Annotated in this window: 22 protein-coding genes; 1 reads left to right on the top strand and 21 read right to left on the bottom strand. The window is 35.2% G+C overall.

The window, feature by feature from the left end; translation table 11 throughout:
* Positions 1 to 118 precede the first annotated feature (118 nt).
* Positions 119 to 811: a class I SAM-dependent methyltransferase gene (locus PV403_RS11830; RefSeq protein WP_332084740.1), complete on the top strand. Its 693-nt coding sequence runs from the start codon at positions 119 to 121 to the stop codon at positions 809 to 811.
* 150 nt (positions 812 to 961) lie between these two features.
* Here PV403_RS11830 and PV403_RS11825 read toward each other — a convergent pair whose 3' ends face one another.
* The 21 genes from PV403_RS11825 to PV403_RS11725 form a co-directional block, all read right to left on the bottom strand.
* A complete protein-coding gene (locus tag PV403_RS11825; RefSeq protein WP_332084738.1) occupies positions 962 to 1,303 on the bottom strand; it encodes a cytoplasmic protein in 342 nt (113 codons plus the stop codon).
* Positions 1,304 to 1,629: 326 nt separating this feature from the next.
* Positions 1,630 to 2,472 carry a CPBP family intramembrane glutamic endopeptidase gene (locus tag PV403_RS11820; RefSeq protein ID WP_332084736.1) on the bottom strand — a complete coding sequence of 281 codons (843 nt, stop codon included), beginning with the start codon at positions 2,470 to 2,472 and terminating at the stop codon, positions 1,630 to 1,632.
* Positions 2,473 to 2,705: 233 nt separating this feature from the next.
* Positions 2,706 to 3,212 (bottom strand): GNAT family N-acetyltransferase, encoded by a 507-nt coding sequence (locus PV403_RS11815; RefSeq protein WP_332084733.1) that lies wholly within the window; start codon positions 3,210 to 3,212, stop codon positions 2,706 to 2,708.
* A 198-nt stretch (positions 3,213 to 3,410) separates the two neighbouring features.
* Positions 3,411 to 3,545, bottom strand: coding sequence for a hypothetical protein (locus PV403_RS11810; protein WP_332084732.1), 135 nt, complete (start codon positions 3,543 to 3,545; stop codon positions 3,411 to 3,413).
* Positions 3,546 to 3,758: 213 nt separating this feature from the next.
* On the bottom strand, positions 3,759 to 4,328 hold the full coding sequence (locus PV403_RS11805) for a 2'-5' RNA ligase family protein (protein WP_332084730.1): 570 nt from the start codon (positions 4,326 to 4,328) through the stop codon (positions 3,759 to 3,761).
* A 203-nt stretch (positions 4,329 to 4,531) separates the two neighbouring features.
* Positions 4,532 to 5,203, bottom strand: a complete 672-nt coding sequence (locus tag PV403_RS11800) for a hypothetical protein (RefSeq protein WP_332084729.1) — start codon at positions 5,201 to 5,203, stop codon at positions 4,532 to 4,534.
* 99 nt (positions 5,204 to 5,302) lie between these two features.
* Complete coding sequence (locus PV403_RS11795; RefSeq protein ID WP_332084728.1) at positions 5,303 to 5,869, bottom strand: histidine phosphatase family protein; 567 nt, start codon at positions 5,867 to 5,869, stop codon at positions 5,303 to 5,305.
* A gap of 34 nt (positions 5,870 to 5,903) precedes the next feature.
* Positions 5,904 to 6,326, bottom strand: a complete 423-nt coding sequence (locus tag PV403_RS11790) for an NUDIX domain-containing protein (RefSeq protein ID WP_332084727.1) — start codon at positions 6,324 to 6,326, stop codon at positions 5,904 to 5,906.
* 150 nt (positions 6,327 to 6,476) lie between these two features.
* A complete protein-coding gene (locus PV403_RS11785) occupies positions 6,477 to 7,496 on the bottom strand; it encodes a serine hydrolase domain-containing protein (protein WP_332084725.1) in 1,020 nt (339 codons plus the stop codon).
* A 205-nt stretch (positions 7,497 to 7,701) separates the two neighbouring features.
* Positions 7,702 to 8,163 (bottom strand): DinB family protein, encoded by a 462-nt coding sequence (locus PV403_RS11780; protein WP_332084723.1) that lies wholly within the window; start codon positions 8,161 to 8,163, stop codon positions 7,702 to 7,704.
* 25 nt (positions 8,164 to 8,188) lie between these two features.
* Positions 8,189 to 8,821, bottom strand: a complete 633-nt coding sequence (locus tag PV403_RS11775) for a CPBP family intramembrane glutamic endopeptidase (protein ID WP_332084721.1) — start codon at positions 8,819 to 8,821, stop codon at positions 8,189 to 8,191.
* A gap of 177 nt (positions 8,822 to 8,998) precedes the next feature.
* Positions 8,999 to 9,775 carry a class I SAM-dependent methyltransferase gene (locus PV403_RS11770; RefSeq protein ID WP_332084720.1) on the bottom strand — a complete coding sequence of 259 codons (777 nt, stop codon included), beginning with the start codon at positions 9,773 to 9,775 and terminating at the stop codon, positions 8,999 to 9,001.
* Positions 9,776 to 10,020: 245 nt separating this feature from the next.
* Entirely contained in the window at positions 10,021 to 10,515 is a 495-nt protein-coding gene (locus PV403_RS11765) for a DinB family protein (protein ID WP_332084719.1), read from the bottom strand.
* 231 nt (positions 10,516 to 10,746) lie between these two features.
* Positions 10,747 to 11,466 carry a metallophosphoesterase family protein gene (locus tag PV403_RS11760; RefSeq protein ID WP_332084718.1) on the bottom strand — a complete coding sequence of 240 codons (720 nt, stop codon included), beginning with the start codon at positions 11,464 to 11,466 and terminating at the stop codon, positions 10,747 to 10,749.
* A 271-nt stretch (positions 11,467 to 11,737) separates the two neighbouring features.
* A complete protein-coding gene (hisJ, locus tag PV403_RS11755) occupies positions 11,738 to 12,553 on the bottom strand; it encodes a histidinol-phosphatase HisJ (RefSeq protein ID WP_332084716.1) in 816 nt (271 codons plus the stop codon).
* A 252-nt stretch (positions 12,554 to 12,805) separates the two neighbouring features.
* The gene (locus PV403_RS11750) at positions 12,806 to 13,225 is read right to left on the bottom strand and encodes a GNAT family N-acetyltransferase (protein WP_332084715.1); all 420 of its coding nucleotides are present in this window, start codon (positions 13,223 to 13,225) and stop codon (positions 12,806 to 12,808) included.
* Positions 13,226 to 13,469: 244 nt separating this feature from the next.
* Complete coding sequence (locus PV403_RS11745; protein WP_332084713.1) at positions 13,470 to 13,862, bottom strand: hypothetical protein; 393 nt, start codon at positions 13,860 to 13,862, stop codon at positions 13,470 to 13,472.
* Positions 13,863 to 14,030: 168 nt separating this feature from the next.
* Positions 14,031 to 14,663 carry a hypothetical protein gene (locus PV403_RS11740; protein WP_332084711.1) on the bottom strand — a complete coding sequence of 211 codons (633 nt, stop codon included), beginning with the start codon at positions 14,661 to 14,663 and terminating at the stop codon, positions 14,031 to 14,033.
* Between the two features lie 221 nt (positions 14,664 to 14,884).
* Complete coding sequence (locus PV403_RS11735; protein ID WP_332084709.1) at positions 14,885 to 15,880, bottom strand: phosphotransferase enzyme family protein; 996 nt, start codon at positions 15,878 to 15,880, stop codon at positions 14,885 to 14,887.
* Between the two features lie 158 nt (positions 15,881 to 16,038).
* Positions 16,039 to 16,572 carry a DinB family protein gene (locus PV403_RS11730; RefSeq protein ID WP_332084707.1) on the bottom strand — a complete coding sequence of 178 codons (534 nt, stop codon included), beginning with the start codon at positions 16,570 to 16,572 and terminating at the stop codon, positions 16,039 to 16,041.
* Between the two features lie 237 nt (positions 16,573 to 16,809).
* Positions 16,810 to 17,421 (bottom strand): lysozyme inhibitor LprI family protein, encoded by a 612-nt coding sequence (locus tag PV403_RS11725; RefSeq protein WP_332084706.1) that lies wholly within the window; start codon positions 17,419 to 17,421, stop codon positions 16,810 to 16,812.
* Positions 17,422 to 18,485 lie beyond the last annotated feature (1,064 nt).

Genomic DNA, 18,485 nt, shown 5'->3' with positions numbered 1-18,485 from the left:
TAATATCTACGAACCCGAACGCCTTTATAGGTACTGTCTATCAGATTTATTAGTTACATATATTGGATGCGGGTTGAATTACACTATAACATGGTATGGAGAATGGAGGAGTGATTAGATGAATAATGACAGGGCCGATATAAGAACACAGTTTAACAAGGTATCCCACAGGTATGACGAACAAAGAAAGAAACTTATTCCTTGCTTTGAAGATCTTTATAGGATCGCTGCTGCACTAGCAGTTTTAGAAAATGATACTCCCTCAGTCTTAGATTTGGGTGCAGGGACTGGACTCATGTCTAGTTTTATTCTTGAGAAATACCCCAAGTCAAAGCTAACACTAATTGATCTTTCTGATGGTATGCTTGAGATTGCTAGAGCAAGATTCAGCAACCATTCCAACATTGCATACATCGCAAGTGACTACACTAAATTCGACTACAGTGAACCATACGATTTAGTAATATCTTCACTTTCTATACATCACATGATTGATTCTGAAAAGCAGGAGTTGTTCCAAAAACTGTATTCCATAATGACCCCCGGCAGCATTTTTATTAACGTGGATCAAGTCCTTGGGAATACTGACTATTTAGAAAGCCTTTACAAATCAGATTGGAAAAAGCACATTGAAAATTCAGGACTAGACCTGGCTGAAATATCATCCGCGATGGAGAGAACAAAACTTGATAGAATGTCTACTCTTGATCATCAGTTACAATGGCTGACCGAAGCTGGATTTTCAGATGTAGATTGTATATACAAATACTATAATTTTGTTGTAATGTTCGCTAGAAAAACAGAAATTTAAAGAGGACAGAATCGACCAGAGCGATAATATGTTGTTATCTGGTACATTCGAAATTCTATAACTACTTAAAAACCTTTCATGACGTAATAATAAATAGCTTCTTGATCTTAAAATCTGAAGTCATGCCAGCGATATCCGACACTAATCACCTCAGTCTAATAATGTTGAAATGAGTTCTTCGTTTTTTACTTCAATGACGTATTCTTTATATATGCGTTCTCTGCCGCCATGGAGTTCATACCAATCGTTAATTTTCTTCAGATGTTCACTATTGCTTCTAACATTCCGTTCGATTTCTTGATATTTTTCATAGCTGTCATATTCCCAAATAGCGAATATTTCAGTTGTTGTCTCTGAATTTGGAGCCATCCATCTCCCGACTAAACGAGCTCCATTGCTCAATTGATTCGGTAAATTGGTTTCTATGAAATGTTTATTAAGGATATCCACGAAATCATTGTTAACTATATAAAATTTTCTTCTATAAAACATAAACTCAACCTCCATTAATTTAAATTATCTCTCGTTCATGATCTTTCTCGCTTCGAATTTTTTCTGGTAACGTCATTGTGTTTCTAACGTCGATTCCCTTAGATAGCTCTTGTCTTAGGGAGTCAATTTTCTCCCACTACTCCCTTGAAATTCCTCAGGCATGAATATCACTTAATTTTCTTATGCAAAAATATGATTCTATCTATTTCATTAAATCCGTTTTTCTTATAAAACTCTTCAGCCGGGATTCCTCGATTGGTCAATAAAGTTATATTCATAATCTAAATATTAAGTTACTTTAGAACTTGGATAATTTATACTAAACATCAACAGGCAGTCGTTTGTACTTTGATTTGTCTTCTTCTACTAGCTTTTATCGCTAGCCCAACAATTAAGTAGAGAAGAGAAGTAATGACTCCACAGATAGGAGAAATAACAATTTCTTTCCCGGAAGAGATACTAATGAATCCTGAGATTACTAAAGGATTAATCAATGAATCTTCTACTGTGTGTAATAGAACACAAGGCCAAATTGAATTCGTTATCCTATAAAGCTCGATAAACATGATGGACCAACATATCATTGTCAAAATTGCAACAACTGTAAAAATAATTCGACTTACAGGTAACACAACCTGCATATCCGTCTCCGGTAGAAACATCATGTAGTATGGGACATGCCATATCCCCCACACAGAACCAACTAATAAATAGATCTTCCAATCAGTAAGATTTAACTTCACAAGTTGCGAGGTTAGGAAACCACGCCAAACCGTCTCTTCAAAGATATTTTTAATAAAACCTATTAATATTGTACTGAAGAACACTCCAGTAAAAGTCCTAAGATTAAGTTCTGACAAGTCAATCCATTTAAATGTATTACCGATGACTAATATAGTTACTGTTACAGCAGGAAAAATCAAAACAGAAATCAAGTACCATTTTAGATTCCCTTTGAAATTCGGTTTAATCCCAATTTCTTTCCAACTGATCTTTGAATAAAATATAAGCACAATTACCGTCAACATTGGGAACACTAGCCATATCCCCATACCAAGCGTATTTCCTTCTGGCTGCTCTGTGAGAAATGAATCAACAAAAACACCTAACCATCCACAAAGAACAACAATGATAGTAAAAACAAAAATATTACGAATAGTTTGATTCACCCTTTACTCTCCTCTGATTTAACTTTCTAAATAGTTTGCATTAATTTCACCTAACTTTCTTGCATTAACGGATCCGAGAGGCATAAGGCGTATCGTGCCGAGTCGAAGACTCAGCCTCGCAATGTTATACGTCTGTGTTACTTCCGGCTTTATGGTCTCGGGTGAATCAAGAGGGGCTTGACCCCGCAACGTGAATACTCTGTTATGCGTAGTTATTGTCCTCTATTAGGTACTTAATCGTTGTTTTTTCGATTTCTCAATGTAAAATACATCAAATCATTCTTTAATCCCTCTTGTGTAAAATTCATTTTCTTCAATAGCTTCTGAGATTGAACATTTTGGATCTCAGTTGTTGCCTCTATATAGTCTAACTTCATCAATCCAAATCCAATATCAAGCATCTCATTCAAAGCTTCTTGCATAAATCCCATTCCCCAATATCTTGGTGACAAATCAAATCCTATTTCAGCTCTGGTTTCCTCGTTTTCAGTTATCCAACAATGGAACCCGCATGTTCCAATCAAATCATTATCTTCTTTACTATACAAGCCATATCTACAACCTGAATCATCAATATGAAATGCAATAATTTCTTCTGCTTCTCTTAAATCTTTACATACATCAATATCCATAAATCTTATAACGTCAGGTATTGAAAAATGTCTATATATTGCTTCTGCGTCTTTTAACGTTAGTTCTCTCATGATCAGTCGATCTGTTTCAATATGTGGATAATTCAATTTCTTGATCCACCTTAAGTTTATTTGGTTTTCTACAATGTTAATCGGATTTGACAGGAAACTTCAATTTCCCTGCCAATTTCATCAGTCCGGACCGAACGGCGAATGGCTAGAAACATGAATCATATATTGTTAGATGATGCGCCCGACTTCTTCCCATATACTATCGACTCTCTTTATTTATTAGTCCATATTGACTTAATTTTCATCATGCATTTTCTGATTTATTTCATCCAAAGATCTTTGAATCGATTCCATTCTTCTTAATACTGATTTTTGATTTCCAATAACACCAGCAAATCCTATTACTATAACGACAATAAGAAATCCCATACTAGTCCTCCTGGTTTGATTAATCTCACTCTCTCGAGGAATTTCACCTAACGTTTGGTCTTCATTACGTTCAAGCGACTTAAGATAGCATATCCACCGAGTCGTCAGACATAGCCGGTTGAATCTGTCGCCTGAATCCGCTTCTTAGATATCCCTCTTAGCGAAAAGGGTAAGAATGCTTTGTTAAGTGAGGTTGCTGCCCTCTTTGATAACCTATAAATTAGTCTTCACCTTTAATTTGTTTGAAGCAATGGTTGAACTACTTATACATATATTATTTGTATCATACTCTAATTTCACGATCCCAACTTCTATGATCTTACTTCGTAAAGGCACAAAATCTTTATAGCAATATTTCATTGCATCTAGTATCTGTTCCGGAGAAAGTCTTATAGCAAGAGTACAATGTGGAACCCAATTATTAGGAATATAATAGGGGTTAGAAAATTCAAACAAGTCACTAAATTCCGCATGATACATCTTATGCATCTTAAGCAAGTCTTCCGTAACTGTTGGATCTATAAATAATGTCCCTGTTGCAGGAAATGAGGCCAGCACATCAAACTTCAATTCAAGTTCCATAACACTATCAAAATAAGTGCTTAATCGTCTACAAATGGATTCCATAGACGGAATATCACGATATACCGCCAGAGTAATATGTGGTTTTAAATTACTGATGTCATACATGTTTGAACTTATGTTTTGGTCTTTTAATCCCTTCCAGATATTCCTAACCCATTTCTCGAATTCCTCTTCAAAAAACAATTCAACAGCATACATTCTATCATCTCACTTTATCAGGTTCTTCTTTAATCCACATTCCTAACAACTAATTGCAGTCTTATATCTACGAACCCCGAGAGGCTTAAGGCGCCAATATGCCGGTCCGACGGACTTAGCCTCACAGAGTTGTAAGCTGATTCATCTTCTCTGCCTAAGGCATCTGCCGAACCAAGGGGGCAGTCCGCATCGTAGATACATTGTTATGACCTGTTACTTGCCCTGTTTGAATTCGCCAATAAAGTTCGTGCTTTATATAAAATCCAGGTACTAAACAACGACTCTTTATCTTTGTGAACTGCTACTTTATTCAAGAAATAAAAATCTGATAAGGATACGCTTATCTTGCCTATTGGGATTACATACTCATTGCAAATCCACTCATCAAATTGCACTTTCTCTAGTCCAGACATATGGAATTTATCTTTAGGTAGTATATAAACCATGCCATCTGTCCAAGGATTGTTTTTTATTGTTGATTCATTAAGTGAATAATAATGGTACTTTTTGTTTCGTCCTATAATACATCCATTACGAAAACTCCCGATTAATGCACTTCGATTAAATACAGCATAAAAAATAGACCATATTGGTTCAGTCGTTGCAAAAACAGCTGTAGTTAGTTCATTGTTATACAAAGTCTGTTTACGTGGTTCGAATCTTTCAATATTGCGATAATTTGAGCCGTGAAACACATAGTTTCCTTTCAACGCTAAATACTGTAGAAAACGGTACTTGGGGTACTGTAAGGAATAATCAATTAGTCGTCCTTCGTTAACTGATTTCGATAGTTCTTCATATTTCTCGATTTCTTCTTTAGTAAAAACAACTGTGGGAGATTGATACATCAATATCGATATCAGAAAAGAAATCATCTACTTGAACTCACCCTCTCCTAAAAGCCGGCAAAAATTCAGATACGAGAATAACATGTTACACGAAATCGAAACTCTCTTTTATCAACATCAAATTAATTAGTCTTTCCATAGTCTTGTTACTACTTCTAATTCCAGGTCTTTAAATTGTAATTTATAGATGTCTGGTTTCTTTGTTTGATTCATGAAATCAAAGCCGTAATTCGTATTAAAGTAATTCATCATCAATGTCATTACATTCCCGTGTGTTCCAATAGCCACTTTCTTTCCCTTATGTACTTCTAAGATATTTTTCAACACTACAACTGATCTATTCTGACAGACCGTGTTCGATTCTCCTCCTGGCAATGCATAGTCAGGTTCATCAAACATTTTCTTCATAGCGGGCATAAATTCTTCGTGAGAAATCATATAGTCTGAAAAATGCCTTTCCCTAAGATCCTCGAATATCTGAATATCTAACTCTAACTCTTTGGCCAACCCCTCCAGTGTTAGAATTGCTCGAGCATAAGGACTTGAAATAATAATGTTTATTCCTTCGTCCTTTAATATTTCCGTTATTTTCTCTGCCTTCATCTTCCCCTCTAAGGTAAGCCCCCTAGTTCTTTCATTTCCTTCTGTATATGGTGACTCGGTATGTCTAACCATATAAATAATGGTCTTCATATAACCCTCCCTGAATCAGCTTCTCTAAATCACTCTAATTTATTTCTCCTATATAAGTGTTTTTATGATAGCCATTGTGATAAGACTTAATTAATGTACTGAGTTCTGTAGGGAATAATGGTTCATTCAGGATATTATCAAGTACTATCCATTCAATTCCTAACTGATCCTTATCCATTCCCATCACTTCGGTTTCTCTTACGATATTGCCTTTAAATATAAATTCAACTCTATGAATATCTTTGTCCTTAAAGCATTCTCTTAATAACTCTTGTACTTTAATCACATAACCAGTTTCCTCAATACATTCTCTTACCAAGCAATCCGTTAGCTTCTCACTGGGTTCTTGTCCTCCGCCAGGCAACAAATAAAAAATCCCATTCTCGTCATGTAGCTTCGTAACAAGCACACGATTGTCTTCTATTATGATTGCTTTTGTTGAATTTCTTAACTTCAATAGTAATCACCTCCATAATTTTTCTTGTTCTTTATTATTATCTTCTGTAAGAATTTTCAATAAAGTATCGATATCATATCACTTTAAATTTTCAGGGTTTAATCCTTGTAAAGTATTAGGATTAAACAATCCATCTTTGCTGATTAGCCCTCAAAGTTCTTTATAAATCTCTTCATCGATTTTCCTTGCGATCTCTCCTGTATTTACATTTGTATTACCGAGAATATGGGCATGCAGCCCGTTAATATAAACAGAAGATTGCATGGATACACCAGGATCGCTTCCCATAACGAAATACTTAAATATTTCATTATTAATCTTCAAAATCCATACACCATAACCGTAATGAATAAATTCATTTTCCTGAGCATGAGGAGTTAGTAAAAGTTTAGTATAATGCGTATTTAGTAAATTACTTTCCAATAATGCATTCCAGAAGATTTTCATGTCTTTAACTGTCGTAAAAGCTCCTCCATCTGGCCCGCCATTAATTGGAACTGAATAGATATTCGTTCTCCAACATTGATCATCATCAATATACCCTAGTGCTGTACCTGCAGGCAGTTGATCCATTCGATAATACCCTGATTCATGCATCCCACATTTTCGAAAAATGTTGTTCTCCACATAGGTTGTGAATTCCATTCCTGAAATCTTTTCTACAACTAGACCTAGCAAAATGTAGCCAGCATTGTTATATAAAAATTGTTCTCCCGGTTTAAACTTCATATGATTGTATTGAAATAGTGGCAGGAAATCCTTTGGAGCACGGACGTGATACATTGGTTTTTCTCTCCATAGACCCTCAAAATCATTCATGACTTCTTCATCAAAATAATCCGGAATGCCCGAACTATGCGTTAACAATTGGTGGATAGTGATGTTTGGATCAAAATTAGGGAATTCAAAATCCACACACTCTTTAAGTAATGAATCGAGTGATATTTTACCTTCTTGGACAAGCTGACAAATTGCTACGGCAGTAAAAATTTTACATCCAGATGCTATACCGAATTTCGTATTCACCGTATTCTTAATTCCATCACTACGATTAGCATAGTCATATACTTTCGTATATTCTTGTTCTTGATTCCCGAATAAAATGGATCCTGAAAAATGCGACGTCTTACCCTTTTCTTCAATAATCTTCTCAATAATAGAGAAATTCATATAGATCTTCCCCTCTTTTCTTCTAGTGGTTTCATGATCTTGTATCTATCAACCCTCACTGCCTTACAACAGATGCATTAGTGTGACCTTCACTTCGCTGCTTATATCCAAATACCTCACATATCTCCTGATCAATATCTATACTCGTTACTTGACCCAAGGACCATTGTCCGTAGAGTGAACGCTATGTTAGATAATTTCCAAGTCATCTCTGATTTGCTTTATATGAAAATCTTAAATTTTCTATCTGTTCTTGATGCTGTTTATCATGATGAACAAATATCTTTGCATACGAATCGATTGTATATTTCCTCTTTCCCTTCCCAATCGTAAACGATATATCCGAACTGACGCTGTTAAGCAAAGATACTAGTTTTTTTCTTGTTTCGCGAAAACCGTTCTTCAGTGCCTCACTATCTTTATAGTTCTTAGCTAACTCAATAGCCACTATATTATGTGTATCATGGTCTATAAATTCAGGTAATATAGCATTATCTTTCATGTAAGGAACCATCTTTTCAATACTATATGCATCCCAATTAGTCAAATGACTTATAACTTCCTTTACAGTCCATTTCCCTTCGGCAATAGGTATTGATAATAACTCATCGTCAATTGAGTCTACATAAAATACAAACTCTTCAAATTCTTTCATCGTTTTTGACATCTTAGATCTCCTCCAATATGTAATTTCATGAATTTCGTATAGCGTTTTCCAACATCCTCTTTGCAAAAATCACTGAAAATGAATTAAATACAATATGTAATATGAGCGCAAACAAAATCGATTGTGTCATCACAGTCATGGCTCCTAACAAAATCCCACCCAAGAAAGCAATAATTATAAATCTGATACTTTGCGCTGATAATTTATAATACTGCAAGTGACAGATTGCGAAGAGAATCGCAGAAACAATAACTGGAGTTGTTACAGGCATATAAAGAATTTGTATAATATCGGATGTGACAAAGACCTGCTCTAAGTTTGGCAATATCAATCCTCTAAAAATAATTTCCTCTATTATTGGATAAGTAATGATAAAATTTACTATATTATACTTTCCAATCGGATTATATCCTGAGAAGCGAGATGATACGATATACACCAAGATAAGAAATCCGAATATGGGTAGTCCCTTCTCATAATGAATAGGCATCTTAAAAATATACTTATCATTAAAAAAAGGTACAGAGATCAATATGATCATAGCCCAAACGAATACAGTATATTTCCCGATTTTTCTTAAAGGGGTTATTCTTACACAGGTCTCCACTAGCTTATATGAAAATGTCAACAACAAGGAAATGCCTAACATTAGATACATATTTGCCCCCTAGAGAATCAAACTTTCCTTAGAAAGTATTACTCTTGTTTATTTTCAGGAATTTCACCTAACGTTTGCGTATTCGCGACGTGTCTTCCCCTCTCTTCTTGCGAACCAAAGACGCAGCCCCCAGCGTGATATGGTGTTATCGGATGCAACGGACATCTTAAAATACACTCATGTCAACTTCTTACCCAAAAATAGTGCAACTCTATGTTCTTTATTTACATATCCACCTGCTTTATCAATAGTCTCTTTTATCTTCTCTAGCAAAGTGCTTTTTACTGGTTTAGATAGTTGTCTGTGTCTTGAATTTGTATTTAATAATGAGACAAAGTCATTACTGGTATGTGATTGGGTTTGACTATATTCTTTCACGATAATGTTTGTAAAAAGTCCAGTTTTCTCAGTAATCATTTTTCTCTCATATACTGTTTCTTCTGGCGATTGATACTTTGAATCATCTAAATGCGGTGCTAGTTCTTGATAATGTGATCTAATTTCATTGTTTACATCATCGAAAAGTGGGACATGTACTGTCCAAAAGAAAGCAATGGATCCTGTATCTTCAAGGAGTTCCCACACTTTTCTGTATCCGAATTCAGGTTCAATAAAATGGAATGCGGTGCCTGACACAGCAAGTTTATAAGGACTGCCTGAACCGTCCCAATCTTCAAATGATGTATTTACTACTTTAATCGTATTTACTGATTTAAATTTTTCCGAGGTAAATTGAGCTAATTTATCACCTAGTTCAATACAGGTAATATTTTTAAAATCTTTGTGTACAAATCCCCCAGTTGCTTGTCCTGTTCCACAACCAATTTCAAGTATCTTTTCATCATTCATAATATTCGAGTAATTTAAAATATCATCAAACATTTCATTAGGATATGTGGGTCTATATCGTTCATATTCCCTGGCAATGAAATTGAAAGTTTCTTTGTTTTCCATATAGTACCCTCCAATATTCTAATTTCGGTTACTTCCAATACCGTCTTTGTATCCACGAACCCTTACTGGCTTAAAGTGCGAATGTGCCGGTCCGATCGACTTAGCCAGGATTGTCCGGCTGCTCCCGCTTCCTTGCCTCTGCCGGACCGAGGGCCAGATGCCTGAAGCATGATTAGGTTGTTATGCGATGTTAATAGCATCTTCGAATACGCTCTCATATCAACTTTCATTATCTCAACCCAATATCATAATGTCTTCTTATAAATTGAAGTTGTTTTATATGATGATCCTAAACATATCTTCGATATATAAAGAATTTGACCAAGGTGTTCGGAATAATGAGATGCACACTGCTGTAAAACCTCATATATTGTTCTTGGTTTTCCTCGCACTTCTATTTCTCTTAATAGATCTTCATTTTGCAATTTTTTTATACTTTCAATTAATAACGTAAACGAATGATCAATTCTATTTAATAACTCGTCCTTTGAAACATACAATTCTATGCTAAATTCATTTTCTCTAGATCTCTCATCCTGATATCCATGTAGACCTGTTCCAATTCTTTGAAGAATATTCCCTTCTATATGAACAACCAAATTTGCTATTGTATTACTCTCATAATTAGGACGATAATTTACTTCATCATCATCTAATTGATCTATTCCTTTCTTCAGAATATCTCTAATTTCTTCAAATTTTCTTACTAATTGAGCAAATATTAATGTATTAATATCCATGGATTCACTCCTGTCTATATCAGATTTGATAGAAATGTAGCATAACGTTTACGTATCCATAACGTCCAACCGACTTAAGCGACCAACTGGAGCGATAGCGATACGGTTAGTCGCTACGAATGAGTCTGCTGAATCTTCTTCCTGCCAATCGCTTCTAGCAGTCTGAGGAGCTGTCAGGCTCGATGCGTGGATGTGATGCTAGGAGATGTCTCCCGCTCCCTAGATTTACTTTCAACAATTCTTTATCTGTTCCGTTATATATGATCCTTCTTGAAAAATTAAACAATTCAACTGCATTCCATATGCACATCCACCATCAATTCCTATCTTGTCTTTACTAAACCAAATATCTGATGTGCCATGGATATCATTAGTTCTTGTATGTCCGAAAATAACTTTTTTACCTAGATCCTTAAAAGTGTGTCGAATGAATTCATCCTTAATATACATAAAATCATGTTCTAGTTGGTTCTTCCAATCAATAAAATTGGGATTCAATCCTGCATGAACATAAATGTGATCATCATCTTCGTGAAATAAAGGTAATTCACTTAAAAAGTCTAGGTGGTGACCAAAAAAAGTATTAATTGTATCCTTCGCCTGGTTCAATATCTCATTAGAGATTTCGTTATTAATGATATTAATATCACAATAACTTTGGAGGGTTTGTATTCCCCCATGTTCAATAAAATTAGATCTAATCAATGCGCTATCATTATTTATTAAATCAACCAATCGTTGGTCATGATTGCCTCGTAAAGCAATAGCATTATGCATATTTACTAATTCGATTACTTTATCAACTACTGCTTTACTATTAGGCCCTCTATCTACATAATCTCCAAGAAAAATCAATTGGTCATCTATCGAATTAAATTGGATAAGGTGCAACATCTGATTTAACTGATCGATACATCCATGAATATCGCTAATCATAATTGTTCGCTTCATCGAATCTCTCCTAACTATAAATGTTTTTAAGCTCTTGGGTAATTTCACCTAACGATGCGTTTTATGACGTCACAACGGCTTAAGGACCAAGAGTCCATACGGCCTTGCCACTTAGCCGGTTGGATGTGTCCTGATTACACTACTTCGACAATCCCTCTTGGCGACCAAGGAGCGGTAGCGACGATGCTGAAAACTTGTTATATGATGCTGAAGCTTCATAGAATAAGCTCTACAATGTTCTGCTCTAATCTGTCAATTAAGCAACAAAATGTCAAATATGTTTCACAAACCAATCCCAGCCTGTACCTACGTGCTCCGGTTTGTGAGAATCTGAGCCATAGACACATGCAATTCCTTGTTTCATACATTCTGCTAAAAACCATTCAAGAACGTAGGGTTTTCCACATGATTTGACTCGAAGCCCTGCTGTGTTCACATCAAGTCCTACATTTGACTTAATCAAAAGTGGAATAATTCCTTCAAGACGAGTTCGAACTTGCTTCTCATCAATAGAAGGCAATTCACTAGCAAATTTCTCTATTAAATTAATATGTCCAATCCGTTTTCTAATAGGAAGTTGAGCTACCCAAGTAATGGCTGCTTCCACGTGATCATAGTATTCGTTCACAACATTCTCCATTGAACCGTAAAAAGCCAAGATATCTTCTCTAAAACTTTCTGCTGTATAATCTATACAATGAATACCTTCAACACCTGGCAAATAGTGCACTGAGTAAATAATATCCTGCAAGTCCGCATGCCAGTCATTTACGATACGCTCAGTAAATGACAAGTGAGCCGGTAAATAATCAAGTTCGAGACCAACAGTAATATCTAGCTTGCTTGCATATAGTAACTTCATCTTCTTCGCATACTGAAAATATAATGGTAATTCTTCAATTGGCATAGCTAGTCTCTTAAATAAATTAGTGTCTTTAAACAAACCTACAGGCAATGGAGAGTGTTCGCTAAGTGTATATCTTTCAAATCCCAAATCTATCGCCCGATCTATATACATTTCTTGTCGTTCACTACTCCCATGGTAACAATATTGGGTATGAGTATGTCCGTCCCATTTCAATTGCACTTCCACTCCCCTGCAGATAATTTTTGATTTTTGATATCTCTAAAATTTATATTTCGACGGTTTCATATAACGCTTCCGTATTCACGAACCGAGAACCTTAAGCTTCCACGTGGGTGGCCGCGTCTGCGGTTAGGTTCACAGGGTTGTCCGCCTAATTCCACTTCCTCGAAAATGCATCTGCGAACCAAGGGACAGCGTTAGTTGACATACTGCGGAAATGTTAAGTTAGACAAAGTCCTCTTGAATTGAATCTCAAATCATATCTTTATGTATCCATCTCATCCCAGGCGCATCGAATGGACGCTCTTCAAATCCAAATTTCTTATAATAATTAAATTTATCCTTTGCTGCAAAGAGTTGGACCATCACTATATCGTGTGCTTTACATTTATTCAATAACCGTTTCAATATTTCTGTTCCTACTCCTCTTCCATGATATTCAGGCAATACAATAAGATCACAAATCAACGCATGCAAGATACCATCGGATATGATTCGACCTGAACCAATTAGATCTTTACCATCATAAACCGAGATTAAATACCAGCTATTTATTAATGATTCTCTAAGTTTACTTAACTCTTTTGAAACTATTCCTTGCCACCCTGTACTTTCTACTAATTTAATAAAATCTTCTGCAAAGGGTGCTTTTTCAATATATAGAAATTCCATTAATTACCTCACATAATGTATTTATAGAATATAACTCCACGGTTTCGTCTAACGTTCTTGTATCTACGAACCCGAGAGGCTTAAGGCGACTACGTCGCCGGCTGCGCTTGCGCAGTTAGCCTCGCGGGATTGTCCGAGCTGAATTCGCTACCTTGCCATTCTTTCTTCGGGCGGACCGATTACGAACGAACCGATGCATGAGTACACAGTTATACGAAGCAACATGGTCCGGACTACATTGCTATTAAATATTATTATCGTCGGTTTCATAAATATTTGTGCTACAACAAATTGATTTATTATATTTTACTTCTACAAGAATTTCATCGTCATTTGATCCTTTAATAAATCTTTGCTTTAATTTCCCTTCATTATTTGAATAAATATATGAAACCTCTACATCTTTATATCCTTTAACGTAGCTGTATTTATATCCATCTTTGGTTTCATATGAATATATTTTTACTTCCGGATCATTTTTAGCTGATTGCAGCCATGGATCTATCTCTTTTTGATGTTTAGGTTCGACTTTATTTAATTCATACGAAAATAGAAATGGTTTCTGGTTTTGTTTGACAGTGTTGGAGCAACCTATTGTAAGCAAAAGTGATGACAAGATTAAAATCAAAAATCTCAACTCACTTCACCTCAATTCAAAAGTCTGTTCGTGTTCTTATTAATTTCACATCGTGGTTTCGTATAACGTTTTTATATTCATGATGCCTGGCTAATGCAGGTCTGTCCGGTTGCTTCTACTTCCCCACAACCCCTTCTGACAGACCGAAGGCATGCTGATGCGTGAATGTTAAGCGGAGACATTGTCTTCCATGATTAATCTTGCATATGAATTCCAATCCTTATTATCTGTGTTAATTTCATCGGTTGGTACTACTGATTTTGTTGCTTGTATTCTAAGACTGTTTTGGGTTTCAATTAATTCATTACAAGACTGCTCGATATACTCATCAGACTTATTAATCCATTCTTCTGGATTTCTGCTTTTAATTCTTTCTTCTACCTTATCGTTCGAAATAGTGAGTAAAATACATTTAGCACCAAGCTCATATAATTGTCTTTCTAATTCTTGTATTTCAATATCATTCGAATCGGGGAATGCAACTCGATGATTTAAATGAAATCTTTCAAATATAAAAAAGAGACCTCTCGATTTTCTTCTACCCGGTCCTAAAAAAGTTGCCCAGTCATTTAATTGCTTTATCATATCTACTCGGTTTCTTAATAATTCAATATGTTGTTCTCGAGATAACTGAACTAGCTTTCCATGGACGTTATTCAATATTTGCGAGTAATGTTCTCCGAGTATAACTACGCTTATTTCCGATGTTTCATCTTGTGCTTGATATTGTTTTATTGCTTTAAGAAGAGATGTTTTTCCTGCATTTGAGTACCCCTCAAGGATGATTCCTCTAATATTCATTTTCAAAAATTCTCCTCCATACAATCATTTCATATAGCGTTTGACATTCCTGACGTTCAAGCAGCTTAAGGGACCCTTGGTCGGGGGCATTTACTTAGCTGATTGAATGTATCCCCTGAAATGACTTCCTGATATCCCTCTTGGCCGATCAAGGGTGAATGCCCGCAGTAAGAATGCTGTGTTATCGGATGTTTGCACCTCCATTGAGTTACCTCAATAATCTATTCCCAATAGGGTGTGCCTGTATATAGAAAAGACTTATTACTTAAATATCTACTAAATTCTCTACTTACTAGACTATTTATGTGTCCTTCCAACCATTCATTAGAATCAGGCATCCCTAACCAAAAACCTAAGGTATCTAATTGACCTGCAATAAAAAATGTTTCAAGTAACGATTCATAGTTTGACGGTAATGGGAATACGTTTAAATAACATTTCAATAGAGTTTCTCTAAATGAAGGATGAATATATGAAAATGTCCATCCAAGATCGAATAAATAAAATCCAAAACCACAAGCACCGAAATCAATAGGACTAACTTTATCATTGTGAAATATATAGTTAGAAGGTATTAAATCAGCATGGATTACTCCCCAATTAATATTTGTTTTTTCAAGATTTATTATAATGTTCTTAGCTTTTTGTCCTGCTAAAATAAGTGTTTCTCCACTCTTAATAAGAGTACCATTCTCAATGGCAATTTGAATTCGTTCCAATGATTTATCAAGTTTATGTTCATCGAAAGTCGGTCGTGAAAATCCATATGGAACGATCCATTTACTAGATTCAAAATGGAGCTTTCCAATCATCGTCCCGACTTTACCTGCATCTTCAGCAGTCGGAACATATGGCTTTTGTTCCCCATCAACCCAAGTTAATAAAGTACAATACATAACCTTGTCACAATGATTAACTTCGGTTATAAGATTATTATTTTGGTTATATATTGGTTTTGGAACTACTATATCACTTGCTTCAGAAAGAGCATCTAACCATGTTACTTCAGAATGAATAGACTCCTTTGTACTCCAAATCTCTTCAAATCCCTGGGATCGTGATTCATGAATTCTAAGAGAGAATTTTTTGGCACTATCCGTTTCATTAACACGATATATGACATTGCCACTATGACCTATATACTCAATCTCATAATCAATGAGATCATATTCTTTCAAAGCTTTCTTAGAGATTTCAACATAATTAGCATTTGGCAATTGAATTTATCACCTCTTTTTATGTATTTGTGCCGATTTCCTATATAACGTTCCCGTGTTCACAACGTCGAGAGGCTTAAGGTCGCTCAGCAACCGGGTCCGCCAGGATTTATCCTCGAAAGTGTGTCTGGCCTGAATTCACTTCATTGATTTACTATTCATTTTATAGTTGGCCTAGGAAGTCTCTGTCTTAACCATCTGATTTGTCCCCGATGATTTATTTCATCCTCAAATACATGAAACCAAATGAAATAATTATTTGAAGGTAATCCAGACCATTTCCGCTCTTCATATAACCAATTATCATCTTTTTGTCTGAATTCTTTTAGAGTTCTAAGGCGTACTTGTTCAAGCTTGTTTACATAGTAATCAAGAGAATTACCTCTAATTTCATTCCGTCCCTTTTCGCCTAGTTCATAAGCTGCAAGCCATTCTTTTAATTCTTCCTCATTTGGTGTTCTATTATCGAAAATCTCAATTTGAAAACCGATCTCAACCGCAGCTATATGAAGCAATAAAGCACCAATCGTATTACTATTTGGATCTTCTAAATAATCAAGTTCATCAATCGTTAGCCCTTGAACTGCATTAATTGTTGTAAATCTTGCATAGTTCATCATTGATACGAGTTGACTAATTTGATGATTCATTCCTGTAATATCCATAATCTTAAATTGATTGTTTCCATGCATAAAAATTCTCCTTAGATATATGTTTTTTCCCCGAAATGCACATAACGTTCTTGTATTCACGAAACAACCCAGCTTTAGATAGCTCTTATATTAGGCTAGGTCGTTTGTTGTCTGAGTCTTCTTCCATGATTATACATCTGAAAACCAAGGGATGGTAGCTACGCTGTGTGAATACATTGTTATGCGCTGTTATTATCATCGAGGCATCGCCTAAAAACTTTGATCAAGATTACAACTCTATTTTTCACTTTGGTATACAAACTCAACTTCACCATCTAGTAAATATCGATATTCAAATAATTGCATTGTTCTTTCCCTAATTCTCTCCCGTATAACCGTGGCTAGGCTTACCGATCCTTTGGATCCAAGGTAACCATTAGTAATAAATGTCTTCTCTACAAATTTTGTTTCCCTTAAGTGATACTGTAACCAATCTTTCTGCGATTCAATTAGTGATTCTCTTGGTTCTCTATCCAACTTAGAAAGAAGCTTTTTATATATTTGATTCAACTCTTTATCCCAAATCTCTGTATATTTGCTTTCCAACGCCCCCCATTCCAATGTTGTGATAATCTCTTTGGAATTTTGAAATTCATTAAATTCCACTTCATAATCATGATCTATAGGATTTCGAAGCATTTCATCATAAAATTCTCCTTTCAATTCATAGTTCCCAATGCTCATAGATAACACTTCATTATTAGAAGGTTCTGATTGACCTTCCGTTATTTCCAGTTCAGGATTCATTATTGAATTAGTTTCGCTGTTCAACGTAGTCGATTGACTATTATTTTGACAAGATGAAAACATTATCGTAACAAAAAATAATAAGAATATTTTACCTTTCATGAATTATCTCCTTAAATATTATCTTAAAAAATTACCAGTAATCTCCTATATCGTTTGTGTGTTCCTGAACCCACCCGAGAGGCTTAAAGGAGCAGAGCGACTGAATTTATTGAAGCCATTGAGCAACCCTTTATCGGAATTAGAGGCTTTCGATGAAGTCCTATTTTGTACTTATCGCTATTTTTCTTCTCCAATCACGGGTGCATCCCGTAGCATGAATTTCTTGTATCAGAGATGCAACTGACCTCCTGGAAAAAACTTAAAGTTTATATCTTATTCCCACTTTTTTCTCCCATCTTTCTCCGCCAACTTATTATCATTTGGCTCAACAACCAAATAAAAAGTGAAAGACTCAAAAACAAAAAATATGTATTTATATTGAAATATTGATTGTTAATGTGAATGGATAGTCCTGAAGTAATCGAATTAATATAATCCCAATCAATTGTTCTAAACTGCCCTTTATATACTTCTGCCAAAAAAACGCGGTGACTTCGAAAACTCATTATTTGATAATATACTCCGATCACATGATGACAGATTACTAGCAGTGATAATATAATGACTGTTTTTTTGCTTATCATCTTATCCTTAAAGACTATGAACCATTGAAAGGTCAAGACTATGAAAAATGTGGACAATGGAACTAATAACAATATTGCAGGATTTCCATTACCAGAACTTCGACCTGGAGTTGTGGTCATTGAATTTCCAAACATAAAGATAAGAAAAATAATGATTAGAGTAGCAAATAATGCTTTATTTTTCATAGATCCTCCCTGATAACCCGAGTAACATTATTTGCAGTTGTTTCATATAACGTTCTTGTATTCACGAACTAACATAGGAGTTGTCGCAGCATCTGCTTCTTCGAATTCACGTCTGCGACCGAGGGGGTCAGCCGGATGCGTGAATGAAGTGTTATACGATATTTCACTTAACTTCCTCAAACAACACACAAATTCATTTCTTGATCGCATCTACCATCAGGGTATAAACCCGAGAGCTTTAATGATCAATAAGATGATCTAAAAATAAATACGCCTTCTTGATTCCCATGCTTG

Source organism: Paenibacillus sp. GYB006 (assembly GCF_036577645.1).
GTDB lineage: Bacteria > Bacillota > Bacilli > Paenibacillales > Paenibacillaceae > Paenibacillus.
Note: the sequence above shows the minus strand (reverse complement) of the source record. Positions and strands in the feature narration are given on the sequence as shown.

Bases quoted from the DNA above. Each gene is read 5' to 3' on its own strand.
- PV403_RS11830 (WP_332084740.1), top strand. From the start codon at position 119: ATGAATAATGACAGGGCCGATATAAGAACACAGTTTAACAAGGTATCC.
- PV403_RS11725 (WP_332084706.1), bottom strand. From the start codon at position 17,421: ATGAAAGGTAAAATATTCTTATTATTTTTTGTTACGATAATGTTTTCA.
- PV403_RS11810 (WP_332084732.1), bottom strand. From the start codon at position 3,545: ATGGGATTTCTTATTGTCGTTATAGTAATAGGATTTGCTGGTGTTATT.
- PV403_RS11765 (WP_332084719.1), bottom strand. From the start codon at position 10,515: ATGGATATTAATACATTAATATTTGCTCAATTAGTAAGAAAATTTGAA.
- PV403_RS11760 (WP_332084718.1), bottom strand. From the start codon at position 11,466: ATGAAGCGAACAATTATGATTAGCGATATTCATGGATGTATCGATCAG.
- PV403_RS11770 (WP_332084720.1), bottom strand. From the start codon at position 9,775: ATGGAAAACAAAGAAACTTTCAATTTCATTGCCAGGGAATATGAACGA.
- PV403_RS11730 (WP_332084707.1), bottom strand. From the start codon at position 16,572: ATGCATGGAAACAATCAATTTAAGATTATGGATATTACAGGAATGAAT.
- PV403_RS11785 (WP_332084725.1), bottom strand. From the start codon at position 7,496: ATGAATTTCTCTATTATTGAGAAGATTATTGAAGAAAAGGGTAAGACG.
- PV403_RS11800 (WP_332084729.1), bottom strand. From the start codon at position 5,203: ATGATTTCTTTTCTGATATCGATATTGATGTATCAATCTCCCACAGTT.
- PV403_RS11740 (WP_332084711.1), bottom strand. From the start codon at position 14,663: ATGAATATTAGAGGAATCATCCTTGAGGGGTACTCAAATGCAGGAAAA.
- PV403_RS11795 (WP_332084728.1), bottom strand. From the start codon at position 5,869: ATGAAGACCATTATTTATATGGTTAGACATACCGAGTCACCATATACA.
- PV403_RS11805 (WP_332084730.1), bottom strand. From the start codon at position 4,328: ATGTATGCTGTTGAATTGTTTTTTGAAGAGGAATTCGAGAAATGGGTT.
- PV403_RS11825 (WP_332084738.1), bottom strand. From the start codon at position 1,303: ATGTTTTATAGAAGAAAATTTTATATAGTTAACAATGATTTCGTGGAT.
- PV403_RS11750 (WP_332084715.1), bottom strand. From the start codon at position 13,225: ATGGAATTTCTATATATTGAAAAAGCACCCTTTGCAGAAGATTTTATT.
- PV403_RS11775 (WP_332084721.1), bottom strand. From the start codon at position 8,821: ATGTATCTAATGTTAGGCATTTCCTTGTTGTTGACATTTTCATATAAG.
- PV403_RS11780 (WP_332084723.1), bottom strand. From the start codon at position 8,163: ATGTCAAAAACGATGAAAGAATTTGAAGAGTTTGTATTTTATGTAGAC.